The sequence below is a fragment of the Paenarthrobacter nicotinovorans genome, assembly GCF_021919345.1.
GTDB classification, from domain to species: domain Bacteria; phylum Actinomycetota; class Actinomycetes; order Actinomycetales; family Micrococcaceae; genus Arthrobacter; species Arthrobacter nicotinovorans.
Genome location: NZ_CP089294.1, coordinates 108,302 through 131,736, shown reverse-complemented (window position 1 = coordinate 131,736; position 23,435 = coordinate 108,302). Strand labels below are relative to the sequence as shown.

General features: G+C 57.3%; 20 protein-coding genes and 1 pseudogene. 14 read left to right on the top strand and 7 right to left on the bottom strand.

What is annotated here, in order from left to right:
• Window positions 1-37: 37 nt before the first annotated feature.
• Window positions 38-544, bottom strand: a complete 507-nt coding sequence (moaC, locus tag JMY29_RS20730; protein ID WP_016359471.1) for a cyclic pyranopterin monophosphate synthase MoaC — start codon at window positions 542-544, stop codon at window positions 38-40.
• Entirely contained in the window at window positions 541-1,830 is a 1,290-nt protein-coding gene (locus JMY29_RS20725; RefSeq protein ID WP_016359470.1) for a molybdopterin molybdotransferase MoeA, read from the bottom strand. Before JMY29_RS20725 ends, moaC begins: the two co-directional genes overlap by 4 nt.
• Before the next feature lie 290 nt (window positions 1,831-2,120).
• On the opposite strand from JMY29_RS20725, the gene moaA reads away from it, so the two are divergent.
• The 9 genes and pseudogenes from moaA to JMY29_RS20680 all read left to right on the top strand — a co-directional run bounded on the left by moaA (window position 2,121) and on the right by JMY29_RS20680 (window position 11,515).
• The gene (moaA, locus tag JMY29_RS20720; RefSeq protein WP_189076537.1) at window positions 2,121-3,239 is read left to right on the top strand and encodes a GTP 3',8-cyclase MoaA; all 1,119 of its coding nucleotides are present in this window, start codon (window positions 2,121-2,123) and stop codon (window positions 3,237-3,239) included.
• 6 nt (window positions 3,240-3,245) lie between these two features.
• Window positions 3,246-3,512, top strand: a complete 267-nt coding sequence (locus tag JMY29_RS20715) for a MoaD/ThiS family protein (protein ID WP_016359468.1) — start codon at window positions 3,246-3,248, stop codon at window positions 3,510-3,512.
• 277 nt (window positions 3,513-3,789) lie between these two features.
• Window positions 3,790-4,760: pseudogene (locus tag JMY29_RS20710) on the top strand (IS481 family transposase).
• A gap of 441 nt (window positions 4,761-5,201) precedes the next feature.
• Entirely contained in the window at window positions 5,202-6,053 is an 852-nt protein-coding gene (ndhA, locus tag JMY29_RS20705) for a 2,6-dihydroxypyridine 3-hydroxylase subunit NdhA (RefSeq protein ID WP_016359465.1), read from the top strand.
• A complete protein-coding gene (gene ndhB, locus JMY29_RS20700) occupies window positions 6,050-6,547 on the top strand; it encodes a 2,6-dihydroxypyridine 3-hydroxylase subunit NdhB (protein WP_026005772.1) in 498 nt (165 codons plus the stop codon). The genes ndhA and ndhB overlap by 4 nt, the downstream gene beginning before the upstream one ends.
• Window positions 6,540-8,990: a 2,6-dihydroxypyridine 3-hydroxylase subunit NdhC gene (gene ndhC, locus JMY29_RS20695; protein ID WP_016359463.1), complete on the top strand. Its 2,451-nt coding sequence runs from the start codon at window positions 6,540-6,542 to the stop codon at window positions 8,988-8,990. The genes ndhB and ndhC overlap by 8 nt, the downstream gene beginning before the upstream one ends.
• Window positions 8,991-9,057: 67 nt before the next feature.
• A complete protein-coding gene (locus JMY29_RS20690; protein WP_016359462.1) occupies window positions 9,058-10,335 on the top strand; it encodes a (S)-6-hydroxynicotine oxidase in 1,278 nt (425 codons plus the stop codon).
• A 553-nt stretch (window positions 10,336-10,888) separates the two neighbouring features.
• Window positions 10,889-11,263 (top strand): DUF948 domain-containing protein, encoded by a 375-nt coding sequence (locus JMY29_RS20685; protein ID WP_032490094.1) that lies wholly within the window; start codon window positions 10,889-10,891, stop codon window positions 11,261-11,263.
• Window positions 11,264-11,278: 15 nt separating this feature from the next.
• A complete protein-coding gene (locus tag JMY29_RS20680; protein ID WP_016359460.1) occupies window positions 11,279-11,515 on the top strand; it encodes a hypothetical protein in 237 nt (78 codons plus the stop codon).
• Between the two features lie 1,367 nt (window positions 11,516-12,882).
• Here the strand turns inward: JMY29_RS20680 and kdhB are convergent.
• The 3 genes from kdhB to JMY29_RS20665 form a co-directional block, all read right to left on the bottom strand.
• The gene (kdhB, locus tag JMY29_RS20675; protein WP_016359457.1) at window positions 12,883-13,365 is read right to left on the bottom strand and encodes a 6-hydroxypseudooxynicotine dehydrogenase complex subunit beta; all 483 of its coding nucleotides are present in this window, start codon (window positions 13,363-13,365) and stop codon (window positions 12,883-12,885) included.
• Window positions 13,365-14,255 (bottom strand): 6-hydroxypseudooxynicotine dehydrogenase complex subunit alpha, encoded by an 891-nt coding sequence (gene kdhA / locus JMY29_RS20670; protein WP_016359456.1) that lies wholly within the window; start codon window positions 14,253-14,255, stop codon window positions 13,365-13,367. The genes kdhB and kdhA overlap by 1 nt, the downstream gene beginning before the upstream one ends.
• 148 nt (window positions 14,256-14,403) lie before the next feature.
• On the bottom strand, window positions 14,404-15,588 hold the full coding sequence (locus JMY29_RS20665; RefSeq protein ID WP_016359455.1) for a PucR family transcriptional regulator: 1,185 nt from the start codon (window positions 15,586-15,588) through the stop codon (window positions 14,404-14,406).
• Between the two features lie 63 nt (window positions 15,589-15,651).
• Here JMY29_RS20665 and JMY29_RS20660 point away from each other — a divergent pair, with 63 nt between their 5' ends.
• Window positions 15,652-16,875, top strand: a complete 1,224-nt coding sequence (locus JMY29_RS20660; protein ID WP_016359454.1) for a PucR family transcriptional regulator — start codon at window positions 15,652-15,654, stop codon at window positions 16,873-16,875.
• Window positions 16,876-16,909: 34 nt separating this feature from the next.
• Here the strand turns inward: JMY29_RS20660 and JMY29_RS20655 are convergent, their stop codons facing one another.
• A complete protein-coding gene (locus JMY29_RS20655; RefSeq protein WP_016359453.1) occupies window positions 16,910-17,260 on the bottom strand; it encodes a cupin domain-containing protein in 351 nt (116 codons plus the stop codon).
• A complete protein-coding gene (locus JMY29_RS20650; protein ID WP_016359452.1) occupies window positions 17,253-18,356 on the bottom strand; it encodes a 2,6-dihydropseudooxynicotine hydrolase in 1,104 nt (367 codons plus the stop codon). Before JMY29_RS20650 ends, JMY29_RS20655 begins: the two co-directional genes overlap by 8 nt.
• Window positions 18,357-18,523: 167 nt before the next feature.
• Between JMY29_RS20650 and kdhC the strand changes: the two genes are divergently transcribed.
• The 4 genes from kdhC (at window position 18,524) to dhpH (ending at window position 23,433) form a co-directional block, all read left to right on the top strand.
• Window positions 18,524-20,908 (top strand): 6-hydroxypseudooxynicotine dehydrogenase complex subunit gamma, encoded by a 2,385-nt coding sequence (kdhC, locus tag JMY29_RS20645; protein ID WP_016359451.1) that lies wholly within the window; start codon window positions 18,524-18,526, stop codon window positions 20,906-20,908.
• 97 nt (window positions 20,909-21,005) lie between these two features.
• On the top strand, window positions 21,006-21,311 hold the full coding sequence (locus JMY29_RS20640; RefSeq protein WP_181968429.1) for a Dabb family protein: 306 nt from the start codon (window positions 21,006-21,008) through the stop codon (window positions 21,309-21,311).
• Window positions 21,311-22,243 carry a cyclase family protein gene (locus JMY29_RS20635; protein WP_016359449.1) on the top strand — a complete coding sequence of 311 codons (933 nt, stop codon included), beginning with the start codon at window positions 21,311-21,313 and terminating at the stop codon, window positions 22,241-22,243. Before JMY29_RS20640 ends, JMY29_RS20635 begins: the two co-directional genes overlap by 1 nt.
• Complete coding sequence (gene dhpH, locus JMY29_RS20630) at window positions 22,240-23,433, top strand: 2,6-dihydroxypyridine 3-monooxygenase (RefSeq protein ID WP_016359448.1); 1,194 nt, start codon at window positions 22,240-22,242, stop codon at window positions 23,431-23,433. Before JMY29_RS20635 ends, dhpH begins: the two co-directional genes overlap by 4 nt.
• Window positions 23,434-23,435 lie beyond the last annotated feature (2 nt).

Sequence of the window (23,435 nt, the reverse complement as noted above, 5' to 3'; positions counted from 1 at the left end):
CAGTCCCCTCGTCCGATAAGTCCACTGGTGTTTGCAGTCACGCTTTCTCCTCAGAGGTTCCCAGGTCCCAATCCCCACTCTTGCCGCCACTCTTAGCCAGTACTCGAATGTCGGTGAGAACAGCGTGCTTATCAATAGCCTTGAACATGTCGTAAAGGTTCAAAGCGGCGACGCTCACTGCAGTCAGTGCTTCCATCTCTACACCTGTCACACCGCGTGTTTTCACGGTTGCAAAGAGCTGCACCCTGTCAGACCCGAGCACGAAGTCGACAGTCGCCTGAGAAACAGGCAGGGGGTGGCACAGTGGAATCAATTCGGACGTCTTCTTAGTCGCCAGGATGCCTGAGATCCGGGCCACGGCCAGGGCGTCACCCTTGGGCAATCCGTCTGATGTGAGCAGCAGCAGAACTTCACGAGTTGTACGAACTGTTCCCGTAGCTGTCGCCTCCCGGGTGGACTCAACTTTTTCTGATACATCGACCATGTGGGCAGTGCCGTCCGTTCGCAGGTGGGTGAGGCCTGGAGACCAACTTTCCAGCCTCATACCGCCCATACCTCCACTTCCGATCCCTTGGCCAGTTCCGAAATTCCCTCTGGGATGTGCACCAGAACGTTCGAGCGTGCAAGTGCTCCCAGCAAATGGGAACCTTCGCCGCCCTCCAGTCGTATAGTGCCGTCCGCTGAGAGGACGCCCCTTCTGACCTGGTGCTTTTTTGGGGGTGACGTCAGGGGATGCGAAAGGGGGGCGCGGAAGGAGAGTCGAGGTGTGGGCGCTGCAAACATTTCGCTGAGGAGGGGACGCAGGAACATCTCAAACGAGACAAAGCAGCTCACTGGGTTCCCGGGGAATGCGAGGACTGGAATCCCCTCGAAGGTGCCGACTCCTTGAGGACCGCCAGGTTGAATGGCTACATGCGAAAACTCAACGTCATGATCTATCATGGCCTGTCTAACGGGCTCGTAGGCACCAGCGCTCACGCCGCCACTGGTCACAATCAGGTCGACATGCGCGGTATGGCTTCTCAAGAGTTTCGAGAGAGCCCCCGGTTCATCCTTGACTATTCCGGCCCTGATGACGTTGAGCCCCGCCTGAAGCATAGAGGACTGCAAGAGCGTGTTATTTGCATCGTAAATCTTGCCCAGTGCGAGTTTTTCTCCGGGCTCAAGGACCTCGTCCCCAGTGGTAGCCAGCAGCACCGTCAACTTCTGATTAACAACTACTTCAGTGATGCCCAACGCGGCGAGCAGACCAAGCTGACGCGGGCCTAGAACGGTTCCAGCGGACAGCGCGCATTCGCCTGTAGCTATATCGCTGCCGGCGCTGCGGATGTACGTTCCGGCGGCTATCTCAGGAAGCCGCACTGTCCTATCCAAACCGGGAGGAGGGAAATGGTTTGGCACTGCGCGCTCAACGGGGACGACAGCATCGGCTCCATCGGGTATTAAAGCCCCCGTCATGATTGGCGCAGCCGTCCCTCCAACCAATGGGGCCGGTACTGCGCCCGCCGGGATGGGCGCTGCCACACGCAAACCTCCTTGGCCGCCTGCTGTGTCGCGGGATCTAACCGCATAGCCATCCATTTGGGAGTTAGTAAAGGGTGGCAAGTTTGTCGGTGCATGTATGGTTTCGGCCAGGCCGCGTCCCATTGCTTGCATTAGGGGTATTCGCTCCACCCGGGGTGGGGTCAACAGCGGAAAGAGAACGTCCCTGATTGCCTGCCTGTGTACTGAAACGCTTCGGTGTTCATGTTCCGGCAGTGACTTTCCAATGGTCCCCAGGCCGGACCGGTTGCCAGCCAGCCCGGTCAGCTGCTCTTCTTGCCTTTGCATGTCCTGCTTTCGGGTTGCCTTTGCATGTCCTGCCTTCGGGAGATTTTTGTCGGTCCTGCTCGGCCATGCCAACCTGCTTTATTTCCGACGAAGCTATTGACGATAAGCAAACTCTGTTGTTTTCGTGTGCGCCTTCCGTCCGCCGCACTGCGCAAACGTGTTCTCCTGAGTGCAAAATGATTCCAGCAGGAAAGCGGCGCTTCGGGCTATAGCTACTTGCCACAACTGGCTGCCGCAATTGTCAGTTCCAGCACAAACGCACCTGGCCTGCTTTCGCGTAGCCTGAATTCATGACTGTCCAGCTAGGCATACCGCAACCCCGGGAGGGCGCAGGCTTGTCCGTGCCCGCCGCTCGGCCTGCAGGCGCGGGGGTCGGGCTGGTGGACCGTTACGGCCGCCGTGCCACGGACATGCGGCTGTCCTTGACGGATAAATGCAACCTCCGCTGCACGTACTGCATGCCGGCCGAGGGGCTTGAGTGGTTGTCCAAGCAGGCGGTGATGTCGGCTTCGGAGATCGTCCGGATTGTCGGGATTGGCGTGGGGCGCCTGGGGGTCCGGGAATTGCGGCTTACCGGCGGCGAGCCGCTGGTGCGGCACGACCTGGTGGACATCATCGCGGAGTTGCGCCGCAACCATCCTGAGCTGCCGATTTCCATGACCACCAATGGCGTGGGGCTCGCCAAGAAGGTTGCGCCGCTCAAGGCTGCCGGGCTGACCCGAATCAACGTGTCGCTGGATTCGCTTCATGAGGAGACCTTCACCAAGCTGACCCGACGGCCGTTCCTGGACCAGGTCCTGGCAGGGGTGGATGCGGCGTGGGCAGCCGGGCTGGGCCCGGTCAAGCTGAATGCGGTGCTGATGCGGGGGATCAACGACGCTGAAGCTCCTTCGCTGCTGGCGTGGGCAGTGGAGCGCGGCTACGAGTTGCGGTTCATTGAGCAGATGCCGCTGGATGCCGACCATGGCTGGACCCGGCGCAACATGATTACCGCGGCGGAGATCCGCGATCTGTTGTCCACTGACTTTGTCCTCACCCCAGACCCGCGGGCACGGGACGGTGCCCCGGCCGAGCGGTTTGAGGTACGACGCCGGGTGGCGGGGTCCGGTGCCGGGCTCGGTCCCGTGCTTGGGACGGTTGGGATCATCGCGTCTGTTACGGAGCCGTTCTGCTCCGATTGCCGCCGTACCAGGATTACTGCCGAGGGCAGGATCATGAGCTGCCTGTTCTCCCGGGAGGAGTTCGACCTGCTGGTGCTCCTGCGTTCGGGCGCCTCCGATGATGATCTGGCTCGCAGGTGGCAGGATGCGATGTGGCTCAAGCCAAAGGCCCACGGCATGGACCACGTGGGACTTGACGCTCCGGACTTCGTCCAACCGGACCGCAGCATGAGCGCCATCGGAGGCTGACCTGTTATGAACGTACGTTACTTCGCTGCCGCGCGCCCTGCTGCGGGACTTGAGGAAGAGAAGTTCGACCTGCCGGAGGGAACAACCGTGGCCGGGCTTTTGGAGGCCATCCAGTCTGTGCAGCGGCCGGAACCTCCGGCTGGCACTCCTCCGCTCCCCCGGATCCTGGCGCGGTGCAGCTTCCTGCTCAATGAGGTTGCCGTCCGCAACCAGGCGACGGTGCTGGGGCCGGACGACGTGGTTGACGTACTGCCCCCCTTCGCTGGGGGATAAGCCGGTTCGGTCCTCGTGCATCCGGCCGACAACTCGCTGTTACCGAGAGTAACTGTCTGAGTGAACTCCACTGAAGGCCTGCTTTACGCACGACGCCGTAATTAAGGATCGTCGATAGCTACTTGGACCCTAGCCCTGATGAAGAGGCAGCCTGTGGATCTTACTAGTTGTATTGACCACGGACGTTAGTGACGCTCGGCGTGGTTTGGTGACATGAAGAAGACCTCCGGGTGGAGTGGGGCTTGTCTAGAGTCCTTTTCCACACACGGAGGTCTTCGTGTCCCACCCTAACGCTTTCCTCACTCCTCGTGGCCGGTTGCAGCTCGCGCAGTGCGTTGTTGATCAGTGCTGGAGCCTGCGCCGTGCCGCGGAGCGGTTTCAGGTCTCGATCCCGACCGCTGAACGTTGGGCGAAGCGCTACCTCGAGGAGGGACCCGAAGGAATGGAGGACCGTTCGAGTCGGCCACATTCCTCGCCCCGCGGGACTGCTACGCGTACCGAGCGGAGGGTCATCGCCGTGCGCGTGAACCGCCGGTGGGGCCCTGCCAGGATCGCGGCTATTTGCTGGGCCTGCACCCCTCAACCGTCCACCGGGTACTGTCCCGCCACCGGCTGGCGAAACTAACCTGGCTCGATCGCGGCACAGGACGAGTGATCCATCGCTATGAACACGACAGGCCCGGGGATTTGGTCCACCTGGACATCAAGAAGCTGGGCCGGATCCCCGACGGCGGCGGACACCGAGTCATGGGCAGGACCGCCGGCTGGAAGAACAAGACCGGCACCAAGACCAACCGCCGGCCTGGCTACCACTACCTCCACAATGCCGAGGATGACCACTCACGACTGGCTTACACCGAGATCCTCACTGACGAAACCAAGGAAACAGCGGCAGACTTCTGGGTGCGGGCAAACGCCTGGTTCAAAGAACACGGAGTTACCGTCCAGCGTGTTCTGGCTGACAACGGGAACTGCTACCGGTCTCATGCTTACGCCGAAGCGCTAGGGCCGGACATGAAACACAAACGCACCCGCCCCTACAGGCCACAAACCAACGGCAAAGTCGAACGGTCCAACGGCACCATGCTCGAGGAATGGGCCTACATCCGCCCCTACCGCTCAGAAGCCGAGCGGGTTGCTGCTTTCCCCGACTGGCTCCATGCCTACAATCACCATCGAGCCAACACTGCGCTCAAAGGTCAGACGCCAGCCAGCCGCGTCACCAACGTCTCAGGTCAATACAACTAGTTGCTGCCGGGGCTTTTTGTGGACTTCCAATGGTTGCCCAACAAGAGAGGCTCGCTTGATGCCTACCTCAGGAGTATCAGTACTCGTACCTTCCTCAGAGGGTGCTGGGTAGACAGCTACTTCCTCCGGTGACGGGCGCAAATGGCATGCGACAAAGCCGCACCGCGGCTTCCGGCTGGTGAATTAACCGGCGCTCTAACAGGCTGTGCCGGGAGAACCCAAGGGACCCAGGGATGCCCGTCCAGACGTGCCTAATGAAACGGTTCACGACGTTCAAATGGAACCATTGTCCTGCGCACCTCTGCCCGGTCTATCCCCGAATGTCGGACGTGGTGCTCCTTATGCGCACTTCGACAAATGGTGCGATGGAGTTGTTCTTCCATGTCATGCAAGAAGCCCCGGCGAGTAGGGGAAGATGAAGGTCATTCGAGGGAGTGAAGGATGAAACTACCTGCTATCAGATACGCATCACCTGCATCTATTGAAGATGCCTGCGATCTACTGTCAACCGACGAGGACTCCAAGATCATTGCCGGAGGCCAAAGTCTTTTACCTGTCATGGCTATGCGACTAGCCCAACCGTCCGTCGTTATAGACCTCGGGAACGTTCCTGGCTTGACTAGACTGGAAGAAGTCGGAGACTACGTCCGCTTCGGGCCTATGGTCACCCATGCAACAATCGTAAATTCGCCTGCCGTTGCCAAGCACCTGCCAATGATGGCGGCAGCTGGTCGCCACATAGCCCATCCCCAGATTAGGAATCGGGGGACCCTGGGTGGTTCCTTGGCCCATGGCGATGCAGCCGGGGAATGGCCGCTCGTGTTGCTTGCCCTCAACGGAATGGTGGAAGTCCAAAGCGTAAGAGGACGTCGCACCATTGAGGCCGATGACTTGTTCGTCGGTCCGTACATGACAAGCCTGGCCGCTGATGAGATCATCACTGATGTCTGGATACCGTCACGGCCCAATGGCTGGGGCTACGGGGAGTTCGCCAGGCGATCCGGGGACTATGGGCTCGCCAATGTCGCAGTCGTTCTATCGACTGCGGATTCGCGAATTTCTGATGTCCGGATTGCCGTAGGAGGCGCTGTCGGCAAAATACAACGAGTGCCCGATGCAGAAGACGTCCTCAACGGATCCGAACTGTCACCGGAAAGGGCTGAAGCCGCTTCAGAAGCTGGAGCGAAATCGCTCTCGTATATCTCAGACATCCACGGATCGGCCGAATATCGGCATGGCCTGGTGCAGGAGCTGATCCGCCGCACCATAGTTGAAGCAGGAGCACGTACGTGACAACACCATCGCCATCAGATCGCGTCGAAATAGACGTGGAAGTAAACGGACGTCGCCGCACTGTTGCAGTGGACGCGCGGGAAACTCTGGCCGACCACCTGAGGAATGACCAAAAACTTACGGGTATTAAGCTCGGATGTGAACACGGGGTTTGCGGTGCGTGCACGATACTCATGGACGGGGCAGCCGTACGATCTTGTCTGACTCTTGCCGCTCAGGGCGATGGGCGGAGCATACGGACCGTCGAGGACCTATCGGACGGAGCCCTCAGCCCGCTTCAGGAAGCTTTCAAAAGGCACCACGCCCTCCAGTGCGGTTTTTGCACTGCAGGCTTCCTCATGTCGGCTACGGAGTTGCTCGAGGCAAACCCAAGCCCGACAAAAGAGGAAGTTATCGAGGCTCTTTCCGGTAACTTATGCCGTTGCACCGGCTACCAGACGATTGTTGAGGCCGTCCTGGACGCAGCGGGCCAGATTGGAAACAAAAATGGATAACCCACACTATTACTCTCCTCCCATAACAAGAAACGTGATCGGTAAGCGAGTTCCGCGAACTGAGGACGCAAGACTTCTGACCGGGCGCGGGAAGTACCTGAACGACATCAACGTCGACGGCCAACTGCATGCTTGTTTCGTGCGCAGCCCTGCTGCTCATGCTCAAATAACCGGCATTGATACGTCGGCCGCCTCAGAAATGCCTGGCGTTCACCTTGTCTGGACATCCGCCGACATTGAGCAATACTGCGCCGGCATCGAAGCGCAGTACACCGCTGAGGGATGCGAAGCTATGACCATGCCGCTCTTGGCCAAGGACGTCGTACGTTACGTTGGAGAACCGGTTGTATTGGTAGTCGCCGAGTCGCGAGCGGCTGCAGAAGATGCCTGTGATCTTGTAGGCCTTGAGCTTGAGCACCTCGAGGTAGTGCTTGACCCGCGCAAGTCGATTCAAGGGGGCCCCGTAGCGAACGGCGAACGCCCCGACAATGTAGGCATTCGCGGGCGGGCTTCTTTTGGGGACGTGGATGAGGCTTTTAGCAATGCTGAGCATGTGGTTTCCGCCCTGTATCACCCTGGTCGGGTGGCCGCCGCACCGATGGAGACAAGGGGGTGCCTAGCGGACTACGAATGGACTGAGGACCGGCTTAAACTTTGGGTGTCGACGCAGATGCCCCATTACGTAAAAATGTGCCTCAGCCTCTTTCTTGGTTTCGATGAGTCCCGAAGTGAGGTCATTTCTCCCGATACGGGTGGAGGCTTTGGTCAGAAGGCGCACGTATTTCCTGAGGAAATGCTCATGCCCTTGGCCTCGAAGCACCTGAAGACGCCGGTGAAATGGGTAGAGGATCGCCGGGAAAATCTTCTGGCGGGCTCACACGCCCACGAACAGTTCGTCACGATCCAATATGCGGCCAACGCTGAAGGACGAATAACCGGCGTTCGTACGCATGCCTTAGTTGATGGAGGCGCCTACCACATGCCCCCGCAGACCATGGCTGTGGAATGCTGGGCGACCGCCGCAGTCACGCCAACTGGTGTATACGATATCCCGGCCGCTGAGTACGTCTACGAGGGGGCCGTTACCAACAAGTGCCCCATGGGCGCCTTCCGTGGCGTTGGTTACACTGCGGGAACTCTTGCCAGAGAATCCCTCATGGATGATTTGGCGCGAAAGATGAAGGTGTCTCCTTTTGAAATCAGGAGACGGAATGTTGTCAGGGAGTTCCCCTGGACAAATCCCCAGGGCGTCGTTTATGAGGAGGGATCCTTTCTTGAAGTAATCGATGCGTTGGAAGAAATGGTCGATTACCCGGCCTTTCTTAGGCGACAGGATGAAGCCCGCAAAGCCGGAAAGTACCTAGGGCTGGGAATCAGCGTTTTCGTCGAAAGTAGCGGCGAGAGCACCGGCATGATGCAGGCTCACGGCGCAACGGATGTATTTCATGACACGGCTACCGTCAAGATGGATTCAACCGGGTCGGTCACTATAACATCGGGATTGAACTCACAGGGTCAGGGCCATCAAACCACGCTCGCTCAGGTAGCGGCGGACGTGTTGGGTATTCCTTTTGAATCGATCAGTGTCGATGCGGGGACCTCCACTAAGGGGGCCTATGGCAGCGGTACCATTGGAAGCCGAGCGGCTGTCATCGCGGGCGGGTGTGTCAACCGTGCAGCTTATGCCATTCGACAGAAACTGGTGGCCGTAGCTGCGAACATGCTCGAATCTTCTGAGGAAGATATCGTTTTGGAAGACGGCTTCGCGTCCGTCATAGGCGCTGCGGAATCACGAGTGAGCATCGCCGACGTGGCCATGGCAGTCTACTGGGACTCATCCAAGTGGCCCGCCGGTTTTGAACCTGGTTTGGAGTTCACGAAGGCGTGGGACACATCCCGGCCGATGTTTTCGAACGGCGGTCATGCCCTTATTGTTGAACTGGATCCTGTCACTGGATTTGTGAAAGTCGAAAAGGTTTATTCTGTAGAGGACTGCGGCGTTATTATCAACCCCACAATTGTTGAAGGTCAAATTCGAGGTGGGGTCGTACAAGGAATTGGTATGGGCCTCTTCGAACAGCTGGCTTATGACAACGCAGGAAATTTGTCTACGACATCTTTCCTGGATTACCAGACGCCGACTATGGATGTTTCTCCGCCATTTGAAATCAGGCACATTGAAACACCGTCCGTGATGACAGCATCTGGGGTGAAGGGCATGGGGGAGTCGGGTCTGATTTCGGCGCCGGCTGCGGTGCTGAATGCCGTAAATGATGCGCTATCTCCGTTTGGTTCTGTCCTCTATGAACTCCCTGCCACTCCGGAGAAGGTTGTTCGTGCAACGAAAGGCATCATTGACCTGCAGGGCCCCCAGGACTGGTCAGAGCTATGGGAACGGGCAGGGGTACCCGCGCTTGATCGCGGCCCTATGGACAGGGAGTAACGCATTGCTCCTGCATCTTTGATGCAGCTCAAAGCGCCCGAGCTAGAAACTTGAAAGAAGGAAAACTTTGTATGACGCGATTGTGGTTGGTGGGGGTTTCAGCGGGCTGAAAGCAGCTCGCGATCTTACCAACGCCGGCAAGAAGGTACTTCTGCTTGAAGGCGGTGAACGTCTGGGAGGACGGGCGTATTCCCGGGAGTCCCGGAATGTACCTGGCCTGCGGGTCGAGATCGGTGGAGCATACCTTCACCGGAAGCACCACCCGCGTTTGGCAGCTGAATTGGACCGGTATGGAATTCCCACTGCAGCTGCAAGCGAGTTCACCTCGTTTAGGCATCGCCTTGGACCGACCGCAGTAGACCAGGCATTTCCTATTCCTGGCTCAGAAGCAGTTGCGGTGGAAGCAGCCACCTACACATTGCTGCGTGATGCGCACAGGATAGATCTGGAAAAGGGATTGGAAAACCAGGACCTTGAGGACCTGGACATCCCACTGAACGAGTATGTTGACAAACTCGATTTGCCCCCTGTTTCTAGGCAGTTCTTGCTCGCTTGGGCATGGAACATGCTTGGCCAGCCGGCTGACCAAGCATCCGCGCTTTGGATGCTGCAACTTGTTGCAGCGCATCACTACAGCATCCTAGGTGTTGTTCTCTCGCTGGATGAAGTTTTTTCCAATGGTTCCGCTGACCTTGTCGACGCAATGAGCCAAGAAATTCCTGAAATCAGACTGCAGACTGTCGTGACCGGAATAGACCAGTCTGGCGATGTAGTGAACGTGACGGTCAAGGATGGGCATGCCTTCCAGGCTCATTCCGTGATTGTTGCTACTCCAATGAACACTTGGCGAAGGATCGTTTTCACCCCCGCACTTCCTGAACGGCGCAGGTCAGTAATCGAGGAAGGGCATGGTGGTCAGGGTCTGAAAATTCTTATCCACGTGCGGGGAGCCGAGGCAGGAATTGAATGCGTCGGAGACGGAATATTTCCCACTCTCTACGATTATTGCGAGGTGTCGGAAAGCGAACGACTGTTGGTGGCTTTCACGGACTCAGGATCCTTCGATCCGACCGATATCGGCGCAGTCAAGGACGCGGTGCTTTACTACTTGCCGGAGGTTGAAGTTCTGGGTATCGACTACCACGACTGGATCGCAGACCCGCTTTTCGAAGGGCCCTGGGTAGCACCGCGCGTGGGACAATTTAGTCGAGTGCATAAGGAACTTGGAGAGCCCGCTGGCCGGATTCATTTCGTAGGTTCCGATGTTTCGTTAGAGTTCCCCGGATATATTGAAGGCGCACTGGAAACCGCTGAATGCGCGGTGAACGCAATTCTGCATTCGTAGAAACCTGCAGACTCACTTATGCATTCCTCGGCGCTCTCGGATGACTTCGGCCCAAGACAGCATTACTAAGGCAAGCGGTACCTCCCAGATACAGGTGACCGTCTGCAGCGTACGGGTTGACGCCGGCGCCTGCTGCAACCATGACAGCAAGCAGTTGCACTGAGTCTGATGAACGTCACCGGCCGTTAGGAATGGCGGCCGGTGGCCTTCTGGTTGTCAAGGGTCACCCGCTTGGGCTTCGTGGTCATCGGATTTTGGTTCAAGGACTTGATACAGGGCATTTCGCATAACTTGGTGCCGCTACGGTGCCCAACGCCTGTTACTCCTGCTCCAGCGGGTGTCTGGCAGGAGCCATAAGTATCGGCCGATTCTCTCGTGGCACGCTGCCACCAGGTTTCAGGCTAACCAGGTGGCTTTGGTGCGTAAAAGGCTGCTGTCTCGCCTTGTTGCCTTAGGATTCGCCGGCACCAAGGCCAGCGCTTTCAGCGCCACTCTTTCCCCGTCATTGCGGGCACCTTTGTGCTCACACATCAATCTTGTTGGAGATGAATCTATGTCTGTTGGTGCTATCGCCGGGCTGATTGCCGCTGGGGTCTTTGCACTCCTTGTCCTGCTGTTGGCGGTGCCCATTATGAAGCTAGGCCAGGTACTCGACGAGGTGCGAATGGCAGTCAGATCAATAAGTAACGGCACCGCACCGATGTTGGATGAGGTGACAGCTATTGTGACCACCACACACCACCAACTCAAGAAGGTGGACACCATAGCGACTAACGTTTCTGACGCCAGCGCCAACGTCTCCGCCCTGTCCTCTCTCGTCGCTGCCAGTATAGGGTCACCGTTGATCAAGGTATTGGCTTTTAGTCACGGTGTCAGAACGGCCTTGGTGAATCACTCCAAACCCGCCACCGGCCGCCGAAGCCGCTGAGTTCCGGAGAGAAGCATGAAACGACTTGTTTGGATGGGAATCGGTGTGGCTATTGGAATCATTGCCCTTCGGAAGGTGGATGAAAAAAAGTCCGGATTGGGGCATGAAGGCCTAGAGCGGGCAGTAGCCGGCATTACTCAGGGAATTTACGATTTTGCCGACGCCGTCCGCGCAGGAATGCGCGAACGGGACACGGAGCTTCGCGTCGCGCTTAAGGCAAGTAGCGCGGTCCAAGTGCCAAGCGACCTATGACCATCGAAGCCGGCTGTCGGGACAGCGCAACTGTCTCTTCCAGAGCTCGTTGGACACAAGCAAATATCTGGGCCGTTTCAAGGACCATCTTTCGGGAAGTGACCGGTACCTCGCCTAGGGTGCTGACCATGGCTCTTATTCGGGATTAGTCCGTTCTTCGAACAGAAGCCCTGGACTGACACTGTGGTGGAGTGAAACTGGGGCGACAGCCTCGGTATAGCGCACCTGACAGCATCTTGCTCAAATCGTCGGCCGTATGCCTCACCGGATGACTGGCCGGACATTGGCCGTCGGAATCCAGTGCCCTACCTGGCGTTAAATCTCCGCTGGAATAAAACACTACGCCGCAGGAACGAGGTCTACGGGAACTGGTTTGCCCATTGGACTCATCCCCCGCCCTCTGGGAGCAGGGTCAGCTCCACCACTCCCGCCCTCTGGGACGCATGAGTACCTGCGACAAGGCAGACCGCAGGCTTCACAACTTCGTTCAACTGTCTTGCTGCGCCACCCATAATGCCGGCAGGCGACCGCGGAAATGTTTCTCGCCTTGTTGACTGACAGTTTCGGACGATCTCTACGGCGCCGCTGCCGGTTTCGTCCACGGTGGCGGCCTACGGATGCAACCCGGCGAGGATATGTGAGCTCAAGCATCAAAGAATATCTTGCAGGCCCGTCTTGACCTACCTGCACAGCGGTACGTGGTTTTGTCGACAGTGCTCAGGATTACACCCTGCAAACCGCGTTATGCGGTCATCGGGCTCAAGACGAGAATCATCACGCGATAGAGTCCCCCCGGGGCCAAGTTCGCTTGACCGGTGAGGGCGCGCGGCAGACATCCAATCTGTCCGGAGTAGTGTCACTGTAAGAAGGCTGCGGGGAATGCAGATGCTGCATTCCCCGCAGCCTTTCATGGACGGTGAATTCCGAGCCAGGAGGAGTCGTGTCTGGCCCGGAAACATGAAGGCCAAATAGTGCTGTTTAGCCTGGCGCTCGTGTTGGCGGGTGCCGGATAACCAGCTTCAGCTCATTTTCGTTCTTGTACCCTTCTATAGACACTCAGCCATGAGACCAGGATTCCCACATCGAGACATGCTCAGGATCTCGATATGCGGACGCCGCGCTGACAAGCATCTTCTGCAAAGAAGCTGCTTGCCAGCGCCCCTCGCTCGGTTGGTTCGGTCCGGCCGTGTCGTCATCGCGCTTCATCAAGTGCTGTTGCATCATCACTTTCGAAATTCTGTATTCATACAGACCCCTCATGGGATTTCTGAAGGTCAATCGCAAAATACTCGCGCGATCGGCGCGGGAATTGCCAGGGTTAAGGCTGGCGGTCTACAAGTAGAGCAGCGAAGGGGCCCAGATCCTCGTCAGTCGTTGTGATCTCTGCAATGGAAGGCATCGACTGTCGCTTCCACAATTTGCTGGTATCCGGTACATCGGCAAATATTTCCCGAGATAGCTTCACGAGCAGATGTCGCATCGAGGGTGACGTCTTCGTCATCGTAAAGAGGCTTGAGCGTCATCAAGAACCCTGACGTGCAAAATCCGCACTGCAGGGCATGGCACTTAGAAAACGACCTCTGCAGCGGGTGAAGCTGTCCGTCCTTCTGCAGGCTTTCGACCGTTTCAATCCTGGAATTATTGGCCTGTACGGCCAGCACGGTGCAGGATCGAACGGGCTGACCATCCAATAGGACAGTACAGGAACCGCATACGCCGTGTTCGCAGCCTACTCGTGTACCCCTGAGGTGCAGGTCGTCTCGTAGGAAGTCCGCAAGGAGCCTACGAGGCTCGACGTCCGTTGCGTGGGTGACTCCGTTTACTTCAACCGTGAGGCGAAAGGCGTTCATCAGTGATCCATGCTTTCCTTTGTCGGTCTCGCCCGGTGCAGTGCTTTGGCGAGGGTTCGTTCGACCATTGTCCGAATAACTTGCGCGCGATATTGGGCACTTCCATGCACCGTGGGCACGGGGTCAAGCCCCTGTACCGCGGCGTGCGCAGCTGCGGCAATATCATGGCTGGAGAGAGTGCTATCAATTAGGATGTTTTCCGCCTCCTGGCAGCGGATGGCGGTGGACCCTCCACCCAGGACAGTAATCCTCGCCCGCGAACACTTGCCCTGCTCATCCAGGGTAACGATGGACGCAGCGCCACCTATGGCGTAGTCCCCATGCCGACGAGAAAATTCATCAAATGCAGCACCGCTCCCGTGAGGCAATTGAGGTACGTTTACCTCCACAATGAGCTCGCCGGGAAGGATGCTTGAGACGAAATGTGAGACCAATAGTTCCTTGAGAGGAATCTTCCGCTCACCTTGCAAAGACTGTGCGGTGACGTAGGCGTCAAGGGCTAGCAGGACTACGGGCAGCTCTGCGGCAGCATCAGCGTGTGCAAGGGAGCCACCGATCGTTCCTCGGTTACGAATTTGAGGGTGCGCGATCCACGCCGCCGCTTCCGACAGGATTGGAAGGTTTTGCGAAATGGTTTTGGAGGTTGTTAGCTTCGCATGACGTGTCAGCGCGCCAATCGCAATGGTTTGATCTGATTTCCTGATGTTTGCCAAACCGGGAACGCGGTTTATATCAACCAAAAGGGACGGGCGGGACATCCGGAAATTTAGGAGCGGGACTAAACTCTGACCGCCGGCGATGATTTTAGCGTCATCGCCCCCGTCCGCCAGCAGGCGGAGCGCATGCTCAACCGAATCGGCAACAACGTAATCGAAGGAAGGTGGCTTCACGGGCAGTACCGCCGGCCGCGCTCATTGTTCATGTCACCACTTTGCCCCTTTGGTATGACTTTGCGCTCTGCGTCATGGGACAAATCAACACCCCGACCTATCTAGAACAGACAATCCCGCGACGAACCAGCCCTGACGCTCCCGTTCGCTACAGGATGTCGGTCTCGGCGATTGACTTCAGCAAGCCATAAAGTCGTAGGGCTACGAGGAGCTCGACATGACGTTCTGCAACGCTTATGCCAAGCCGTTCTTCAATGGATCTGAGCCGGTAGGCAACGGTGCGCTCATGAACCTGGAGTGCTGCTGCAGCCGCTACGGCATTGCAACCAGCAGAGAAATAGGCCCGGAGAGTGTCGCAAAGTATGTCTTTGCGGGGGTCAGCAAGCAAAGGGCCCAACTGCTGCAAGACCAAGTCACGCACCGCCTGCATATTTGTAGCGAAGACAGCTTCGAGAGCCACGTCCGTGTACCGGGTTATCCGTGCGCCGGTCAAGCGGCCAACTTTATAAGCCCTCCAAGCACGCTGGTGACTGCGCCGGAAACCGGAGAACCCCTTATCAATGGACCCTAGAGCCAAATGTGCACCGTCGGGAAAGTCCCCTTCAATGACTTGCGCGTCGGCATTCTGTCCATCCTTTACCGCCAACCAGCCCAGAAAGGCTCCGCCGGTGCTTTCGAGTACCAAAGGCACTTCGCTGTTGATCAGCGTGGCGGCGAGGTCGATGGTACCCTTTGGATCATTTCCCCAGGCCACCACGGATAAATGTTGTCCTTCAAAGGGGTACCCCGTGTTTGGTCGGGCAGTGCGCCGTCCTGCAATGAAATCCCGCAACTCATTTCTAAGCCGGTGATCCTCCGACTTGTAAAAGAACCGATGCTGTTCTGAACGATACGCGTCGATGACGTTGGCAACTACAACGTCATGCCACCGATGCTGCAACTGAGAGACCCATTTTTGAATTTCCAATTGCTGTGATGCATCCGGGATAAGAGTAGTTGTAAGGTCCAGGAGCACATCCCAGGTCGCAGACTGCAGCACTCGATAGGTATGGATGAGCTCGAGTAGATCCACGCCGGCCTGGGCTGTCTCGCGAGCCTCCAAGGTGGCCTCGGCAAGAAACTTGTCGTCTGGTTCCTCTGACCCGGACAAGGCCCTGCTGATAGATAGCAGGGCCGCGGCCAGCCGCTCAGATCTCCGCTGCGCCAGTGCAGGGTCCAAGCCCACACCAGCCTGAACATCATCATGGAGTCGACGGACCATAGAGTCGGACAGTTGATTTATGTCCGATGTAATGGCGACCGATACTGCCGATAGATGTTGTGTCTGGATCATGTTCCTAAATTCATGCGCCGCCTGAGTCTCGGCGCAGGCGAGCTCTGTTGATAGTCTCAGTGTATGACCATTGAGGAAGGACTGGATGAACTTTCCGTTGCCGTGAAGGCAAGGATTCCCGAAATCTATGACTGTATACGGGCGAGACTGCAGTATGCGTACGAAGACTATTCGACCGCGACACGTAACGCCTCTCTTACCGAGGCGGAATCGGAAACCATCACGGCTTCCTTGCGCGATGTCCTCGAATACATCGGTCAGGGGCGCGTAGGAGCCACTAGGGCTTCCAACGAAACTCTTCGCGAGGTGAGGCTGGCTGCGCGGGCGGGCGTCGACCTTCATCATCTGCTCAGGGGATCTAGGGCGGCCCAAGCCACTTTGTGGGAGTTTGTCTTGGAAGAGGCGCATCGAATCATCGCCGATCCCGTCCGACGGTCAAAGGTTCTGCGGCACGCCAGTGCAAGCCATTTCGCTTGGAACGATAAAGTTTCCGCTTCCATTATTGAGACGTACCAAATGGAGAGCACCGCATTCTCAAGGCAGAGCCAGAACCGGAGGAAGCTATCGACGCTGAGGGCTCTCCTCGCTGGGCTGCCAATCGATTCGACGGTTTTTTCTTATAACCTTTCCGGCCGGCACCTGGCAGCCGTGGTACCTGGCGAAAGCACGGAGGCTGTTGCTCGGACACTGGGCACTGCCTCTCGGATCCGCCCCCTTGTTATCACGGCCGAGGATGAGACCGGCTATATTTGGGCCGAGTGGTCGAATCGGCTGCCCTCACCGCAAGTTGTCCTCGCAAACGCCTTGCCGAAGGACACCAGAATTTCGTTTGGGACTCTGAGCGAAGGTGTGGACGGATTTATAGTTTCCCATAGACGGGCGTTGGAGGCCGATTCGGTTGCCCAAAAACTGGGCACTCAGGTCACTTGGTATGAAGATGTCATGCTCGAGGCGTTGGCTATGCGCGATCTCGCTGCCGTAACCACATTCATCTCCGACGAACTGGGGGGTCTCGGATTGCACCAAGACCCCCCAAGCAGGTTAGTGGAAACCCTCGAAGCCTATTTTGCTTCGGGTCAGAATGCGGCGTCCGCGGCACAGCGCCTCGGAGTGCACAGCCGAACTATCGCCTATCGACTGAAACTCATCGAGGGCAAAATTGGTGCAAGGGGAGTGCTGCGAGATGAATTGCCCGTTGCCATCAGACTTTCGCGGATGGTCGAGGCCATGAAGCTCGAGCTTACTGGGTTGGAGGAATCTCCCGGCCTCCCGCAACCTGCACCGTAAATGAACCTGCTCACGGCGTCGCTGCTAACATCTCCTATTCCACCAAGAACCAGATTTCCTTGAATGGCTCGTGAAACTCCCAGGTAGATGTGTGCCCCTTCGGCAGAAATACCAAATCGCCGGCAGTCACGGAAACCGGCTCTTGGGATGCAAGTGTGAGCGTTGCTGAGCCTTCGACAACGTAGATAATCTCGTTGTCAGTGAGTTCATAGGTTGTTGTGCTCGGCTGCGAAGTGAAGATACCCGTGCCGAACTGGGGAGAGGAAGTGCGTTCGAAAAGCGTGAACCCATGACCATTGGGATTTCCCTCATGGACGGTTACACCGTCCGGCTGCCAGGATTCAAGCGGCGCGGTCGCGGTACTGATCTTCCTGATCTTATCCATTGAGGGGCCACCCTTTCATTGTTGGGGCGACCTTCTTTCCGGCAACCAGAACATCATAGAGCCAGTCTGCCATTTCAAGCCGGGGACGGATTCCAAGGTTGTGGCAGCAGTGATCACCGTCCTTTTCAACCACTAGGTTCAGGTGTTCTGCCGGCACCAATTCGAGGACGGTATCCACGAAGGACAGTGGAACCTCGTCGTGCACCCCGTGCAGGATGTACGTCGGGCATGCGATCTGGGAAAGGACGTCCCGGGTCTCCAAAGCCGCATGGACGTGCAGCCTTGCTTCCTCCAAAGTGTCAACCTTGGAGACGTACTTCCAGCTTTCCTTTGTCAGGGGAGTTTCGAGGTCCCAGTAGTCCAGGTCTGAGAATCCGCCCCAAGAAATGCATGCGGCCAAACGCGGTTCACAGGCGGCAGATTTGAGAGCGTAATTACCGCCCAGGCTCCGCCCCAGCACTCCGATAGCATCATTCCGAATCGCTTCAAGTTTGGTGAGCAGATCCACTACCGCGGACGTGTACTTTTCGTAATCACCCGCAATCCGCTTGTACTCAAACATCTCGCCCTGGCCGGGACCGTCAAATGTGGCAGTAGCCATTCCCCGATCGAGCACAAGATTTTCCATCTGGAAACTTTCCTCTTTTGTGCTCTCAAGACCACCAAGCATGATCACAGCGGGGTGTGGTCCCGGTCCCTCCGGAATGCGCACATAGACGGGCATCGGGATACCGTCGACGACTAGCTCGTGACGCTCTGCAGGCGGGGACAACAGTGGAGCTGCCTTCTGATACAGCTCAACTTTCCGAGCTTGGCCCTTCTGCCGGCGCTCGTCGAACCAGAGGAACTGAGCGTACTGGGCACAGAGTGCGGCTGACATCAGGAGTTCACCGGCGGACAGGTCATGGCCCAGTGCCACTTTCCTTTCCGCTTCCTGCTCATACTCATTTGCGAGACTCATCCAGTAGTCAAACCAGGTGATTTCCTTGGGCCTATCGCGAGCACCCACCATGTCTGAGTAGGAAACGCCGTCAAGGATAAGACGCCCCCAGTTCAGCATTTCATCTTCAGGTTTCACCTGCGAAGTTACAGTCATACCGTTATCTCCCTATAGTCAGACTTCCGTGACCCCGCGCAAGGGGTCTGCGAAATGATCATGCTATGGAAGCTGCGCGAGGGCGCCTACTAACTGCGGAGACTTAGGCCGCGTTTTTGTCAATGCCTGAACATCCAGGCTGGACGGCCCGATGACATACTGAACGCATGATGGCAAAGGCTAAAGCGCTCATCCCTGACAACGGTAGAGCCGGCGCGGACGAGGGCAACAGACAGGCATGGATAGGCCAGGAGGTTCTGCGGCGGGAGGACCGCCGGCTACTCACTGGAACAGCAACATTTGCTGGCGATCTGGGAGTGCCCGGGCAATTGCATATGCGCATTGTCCGTTCAACACAGGCTCATGCCCGGATCGTGTCCATAGACGCCACTGAAGCTGAAAAGACTCCAGGCGTACGAATGGTTATCACGTCTGAGCACACGCGGCACCTGGGTTCGGTTCTCTTGGAAGAGCTGGGATATCACGAAATTTATGAAAACATTGAGGACTTCAGTCACCCCGTCCTAGCAGTAGACAAGGTGCTATATGTGGGGCAGCCGGTGGTTGCTGTACTTGCTGTTGATCCTTATCTTGCCGAAGACGCAGCTGAGCTTGTCTCTATCGAGTATGAGCCGCTCCCGGTCCTCTTGGATCCGGAAGAAGCATTGACCGGTAAGGTCGAGCTCTTTCCGGGGCGCGGCAATGAAGGTGCGCGCATCAAAAAGGCCTACGGCGATATTGATCGCGCCTTCGCCGAAGCAGAGCACGTCATTCGCCACAAGTACGTCACGAACCGCCATTCCGGTGTACCTATGGAACCGCGGGCCGTAGTGGTACAGCCCGACCCAGCAAGGGACACGCTGTTCATCTGGGGCACCGTGCATGTGCATGACAACCGGAGGATCATCGCCAAGATGCTGAATCTTCCCGAGGTCAACGTACGGATGAAACACGTAGAGATCGGCGGCAGTTTTGGGGTGAAGGGCGGAGTCTTCCCAGAAAACGTTGTTGCAGCATGGGCAGCCCGTACGTTGGGAGTCCCGATCAAATGGACTGAGGACCGAGTCGAGCACATGACTTCCACGTCCCATGCCCGGGAAATGGTGCATAAGCTCGAACTCGCGCTCGATGCTGAGGGCAGAATCCTGGGTATGAAGGACGAAATTTTCCACAACCATGGTGCCTATTTCAGGCAGGCGGAGCCGCTAGTCAGCGACATTACTGCCGGCATTGTGTTCGGCCCCTATCGGGTCCCTGCCTACGATGCTACTCTGCACGCCGTCTTCACCAACAAAACACCTGTCGGAGCTTACCGCGCGCCTGGACGCTACGAGTCCACTTTCGCTCGAGAGCGGATCTTTGATCTGGCGTGTGCAGAAATCGGTCTCAGCAAGACGGAATTTCGCCGACGAAACCTTCTTACGGCTGAAGATCTCCCTTGGACACCGGGTCTTGACATCGTCCACGAGCCCTACCACTTCGACTCGGGAGACGTAGTTAAGCATTTCAACGAAGCTCTGGAGGCAGCAAACTTCTCGGAGTGGCTTGAGGAATCCAAACGACTACGGGCGGATGGCCGAAAAGTCGGCGTAGGCCTCGGCGTGCTGATGGATAAGGCAGGTCTGGGGCTTTTCGAAACCGGCGGCGTTGAAGTCAGCCGTGCCGGCCGCGTTACGGTCAAAACCGGAGGTTCCTCGGTCGGGCAGGGAATCGAAACGGTTCTGGCCCAGATTGTCGCCGAAGAGCTACAGATCGCTCCCGAAAACATTGACATCGTCCATAGCGATACAGAGCTTATTCCGGACGGTGTGGGTTCCTGGTCCAGCCGTTCAACTGTTCTTGCTGGAGGTGCTGCCCGCAAAGCTGCGCTTGCAGTTGTGGAAAAAGCCAGACGCTTGGCCAGTGAGATGCTGGAAGCTGATCCGGACGACCTCGAATTAACTGCAGGCAGTTTTAAGGTCAAGGGCACTGATCAGCAAATCTCGCTGTACGAGATCGCAGCGGCGAGGGACCCCTTCACGGCGAGGGCCGACAATGATGAACCCGGCCTAGCAGCGGACGCGGTCTACATGAACAACGCCATGAACTATCCATACGGGGTAACACTCGTACAAATCGAACTAGATCCTGACACAGGCGGTCATAGGATTCTTCGCTTTTCCACTTCCACGGAAGCAGGAAGGGTAATCAACCCCCTGACCACGAGGGGCCAGATCATAGGTGCGGCGGTTCAAGGCATTGGAGGCGCCCTGTACGAGGAGTTCCTCTACGAAGAGGATGGACAGCCGATTACGACGTCGTTCATGGACTACTTGTTGCCAAGCGCTCAGGAGATGCCGAACGTCGACTGTTTTGTAACTGAAGATGCCAAGTCACCGGACAACCCCTTTGGCGCCAAGGGCCTTGGGGAAATTGGCATCATTGCGGCCGGCGCGGCAATCGCTTCAGCTATCGATGATGCCATCGCCGATGGCGTACATACTGACCGTTTGCCAGTCACCCCCGAGCAGATCTTCAGCCGCTGTCAAGGTTTGAACAAAGCAGAACGGTAACTTGTGCAATCCGCCAGTGGGACAACTTCGCTGCTCTTACCAAACTGAACAGACACAACCCGGCGGGTAATCCAAGACACACATGAGAGGTCTACTGATGACTAAGGTTCGACACGTATTTGCATGGCGCGTAGCTGAAGGCAGCAACCAGGAGGAAATTGTTGAAATTCTCAACACTCTTCCCCCGCGCCTAGGTTTCATTCAGGGCTGGGAGATTGGCACTCACTCTGGCGACCCCGGGGATAACGGTGCGCCGTGGGACGGAGTTCTGATTTCTGACTTTGCAAGCTGGGCTGATCTGGACAAGTACTCCACGGATCCCTTCCACCTCGAGGTAGTCGCCACACTTATGCCGATGTTCGCGGACAGGGCTGTGGTTGATTACGAAGTCGAGGCCGTCTGATGAGCCAGACTGCAGACGTAAAGGTCGGGATGAGCCCGTGGGGCGCCGATGACGAGCGGGGCGCACTAAACCTCCTTGACGAGTCTGTACGCGCCGACGTCCTTCACCGGGCCGACCCGTCTCGGGTCTATGACCTCAGTGTTGACTACTTCGTAGGCATGCCCAGCTTTCAGGGAGCCGGTGACCCTAGCTACCAAATTTTCATGAGCCACACCCCTCAAGGCACGGTGGTGGATAACCTCAACGGCGTCGGCGAGGATGTCAACAGGCACGTGTGCTACTCGGGTGACGTCGTCTTCATGTATACCCACACCGGGACGCATATTGACTCGTTGAACCACTTCGGTGTCGACGGACAGATCTACAATGGGTATAAGCCGGAAGAGAATCTGGGCAGCCGGACCTGGACCAAGGGCGGGGCGGAGACGATCCCGCCAATCATCACCCGCGGCGTATTGTTGGATATTGCTGGTCTCAAGAACGTTGACTGCCTCCCTGATTCCTACGCGATCACTGTTGCAGACATCGAAGAGGCACTGGATAAAGCCGGCCTCGTACTGCAGACGGGGGATGTGCCCTTGGTCCGTACCGGACGTATGCGTTACTGGCCGGACGGAACCAAGACTCTTGGAAACCCTCCAGGCCTAAGCCTGGATGCTGCCCGATGGCTCACCAGCCAAAACATTTCCGCAATCGGTGCTGACCAGGAGTGCGTAGAGGTAGGTCCGTCGGAGCATGAGGACAACTGGCTTCCCGGGCATACCCACTTCCTTGCCGAAGCCGGTGTGCCCATGGTGGAACTGTTGAATCTGGAGGAACTGGCAGCGGATGGAGTAAAGGAATTTTGCCTAATCGCTGCTCCTATCCGTCTTCGGGGAGCGAGCGGTGCCCCGATGCGCCCGCTCGCCATGGCACTAAGGAATAACGCATGAGTCCCACGACCGACCGTATCGCGGTAGTTGGTGGTTCGATATCTGGGCTGACAGCAGCGCTGATGCTTCGAGATGCTGGCGTTGACGTCGATGTCTATGAGCGATCACCTCAGCCCCTCTCAGGCTTCGGCACAGGCATTGTCGTCCAGCCGGAGCTTGTTCATTACTTGCTGGAGCAAGGCGTTGAGCTGGACTCCATCAGCGTGCCGTCATCATCCATGGAATATGTGGACGCACTGACTGGAGAAAGAGTCGGATCCGTTCCTGCAGACTGGCGCTTCACTAGCTACGACTCGATATACGGGGGGCTCTACGAGCTGTTCGGACCCGAGCGATACCACACCAGTAAATGCCTGGTCGGCCTAAGCCAAGATTCCGAAACAGTGCAGATGCGCTTCTCAGATGGCACAAAGGCCGAAGCGAACTGGGTGATCGGCGCGGACGGCGGAGCCTCGGTAGTTCGCAAGCGCCTGCTGGGTATTGAGCCCACATACGCGGGCTACGTCACCTGGCGAGGCGTGCTTCAGCCGGGCGAAGTTGCCGACGACGTGTGGAACTACTTTAACGACAAGTTCACGTATGGACTTCTGGACGATGGCCACCTCATCGCTTACCCGATTCCAGGACGGGAAAACGCCGAGTCCCCGCGTCTGAATTTTCAGTGGTACTGGAACGTCGCTGAAGGACCGGACCTCGACGAACTTATGACAGACGTTCGCGGCATCAGGCTCCCGACATCGGTGCACAACAACTCGCTGAATCCCCACAATCTCCGTCAGTTCCACAGTAAGGGCGAGAGCCTCTTCAAGCCCTTCAGGGACCTCGTACTCAACGCCTCCTCCCCATTCGTGACTGTTGTTGCAGATGCCACCGTCGACCGCATGGTTCATGGCCGTGTCCTGTTGATCGGAGACGCGGCGGTGACTCCAAGGCCCCACGCCGCTGCGGGGGGTGCTAAAGCTTGTGATGACGCACGAACCCTTGCCGAAGTCTTCACAAAGAACCATGATCTGCGGGGGTCCCTGCAGAGTTGGGAAACCAGACAGCTGCAGCAGGGACACGCTTATCTCAACAAAGTGAAAAAGATGGCGTCCCGTCTGCAGCACGGGGGAAGCTTTGAGCCCGGAAACCCCGCGTTTGCTTTTGGGCTCCCTAAAGTGGATGAACCATCCGTCGTCACTAATTCTTAATA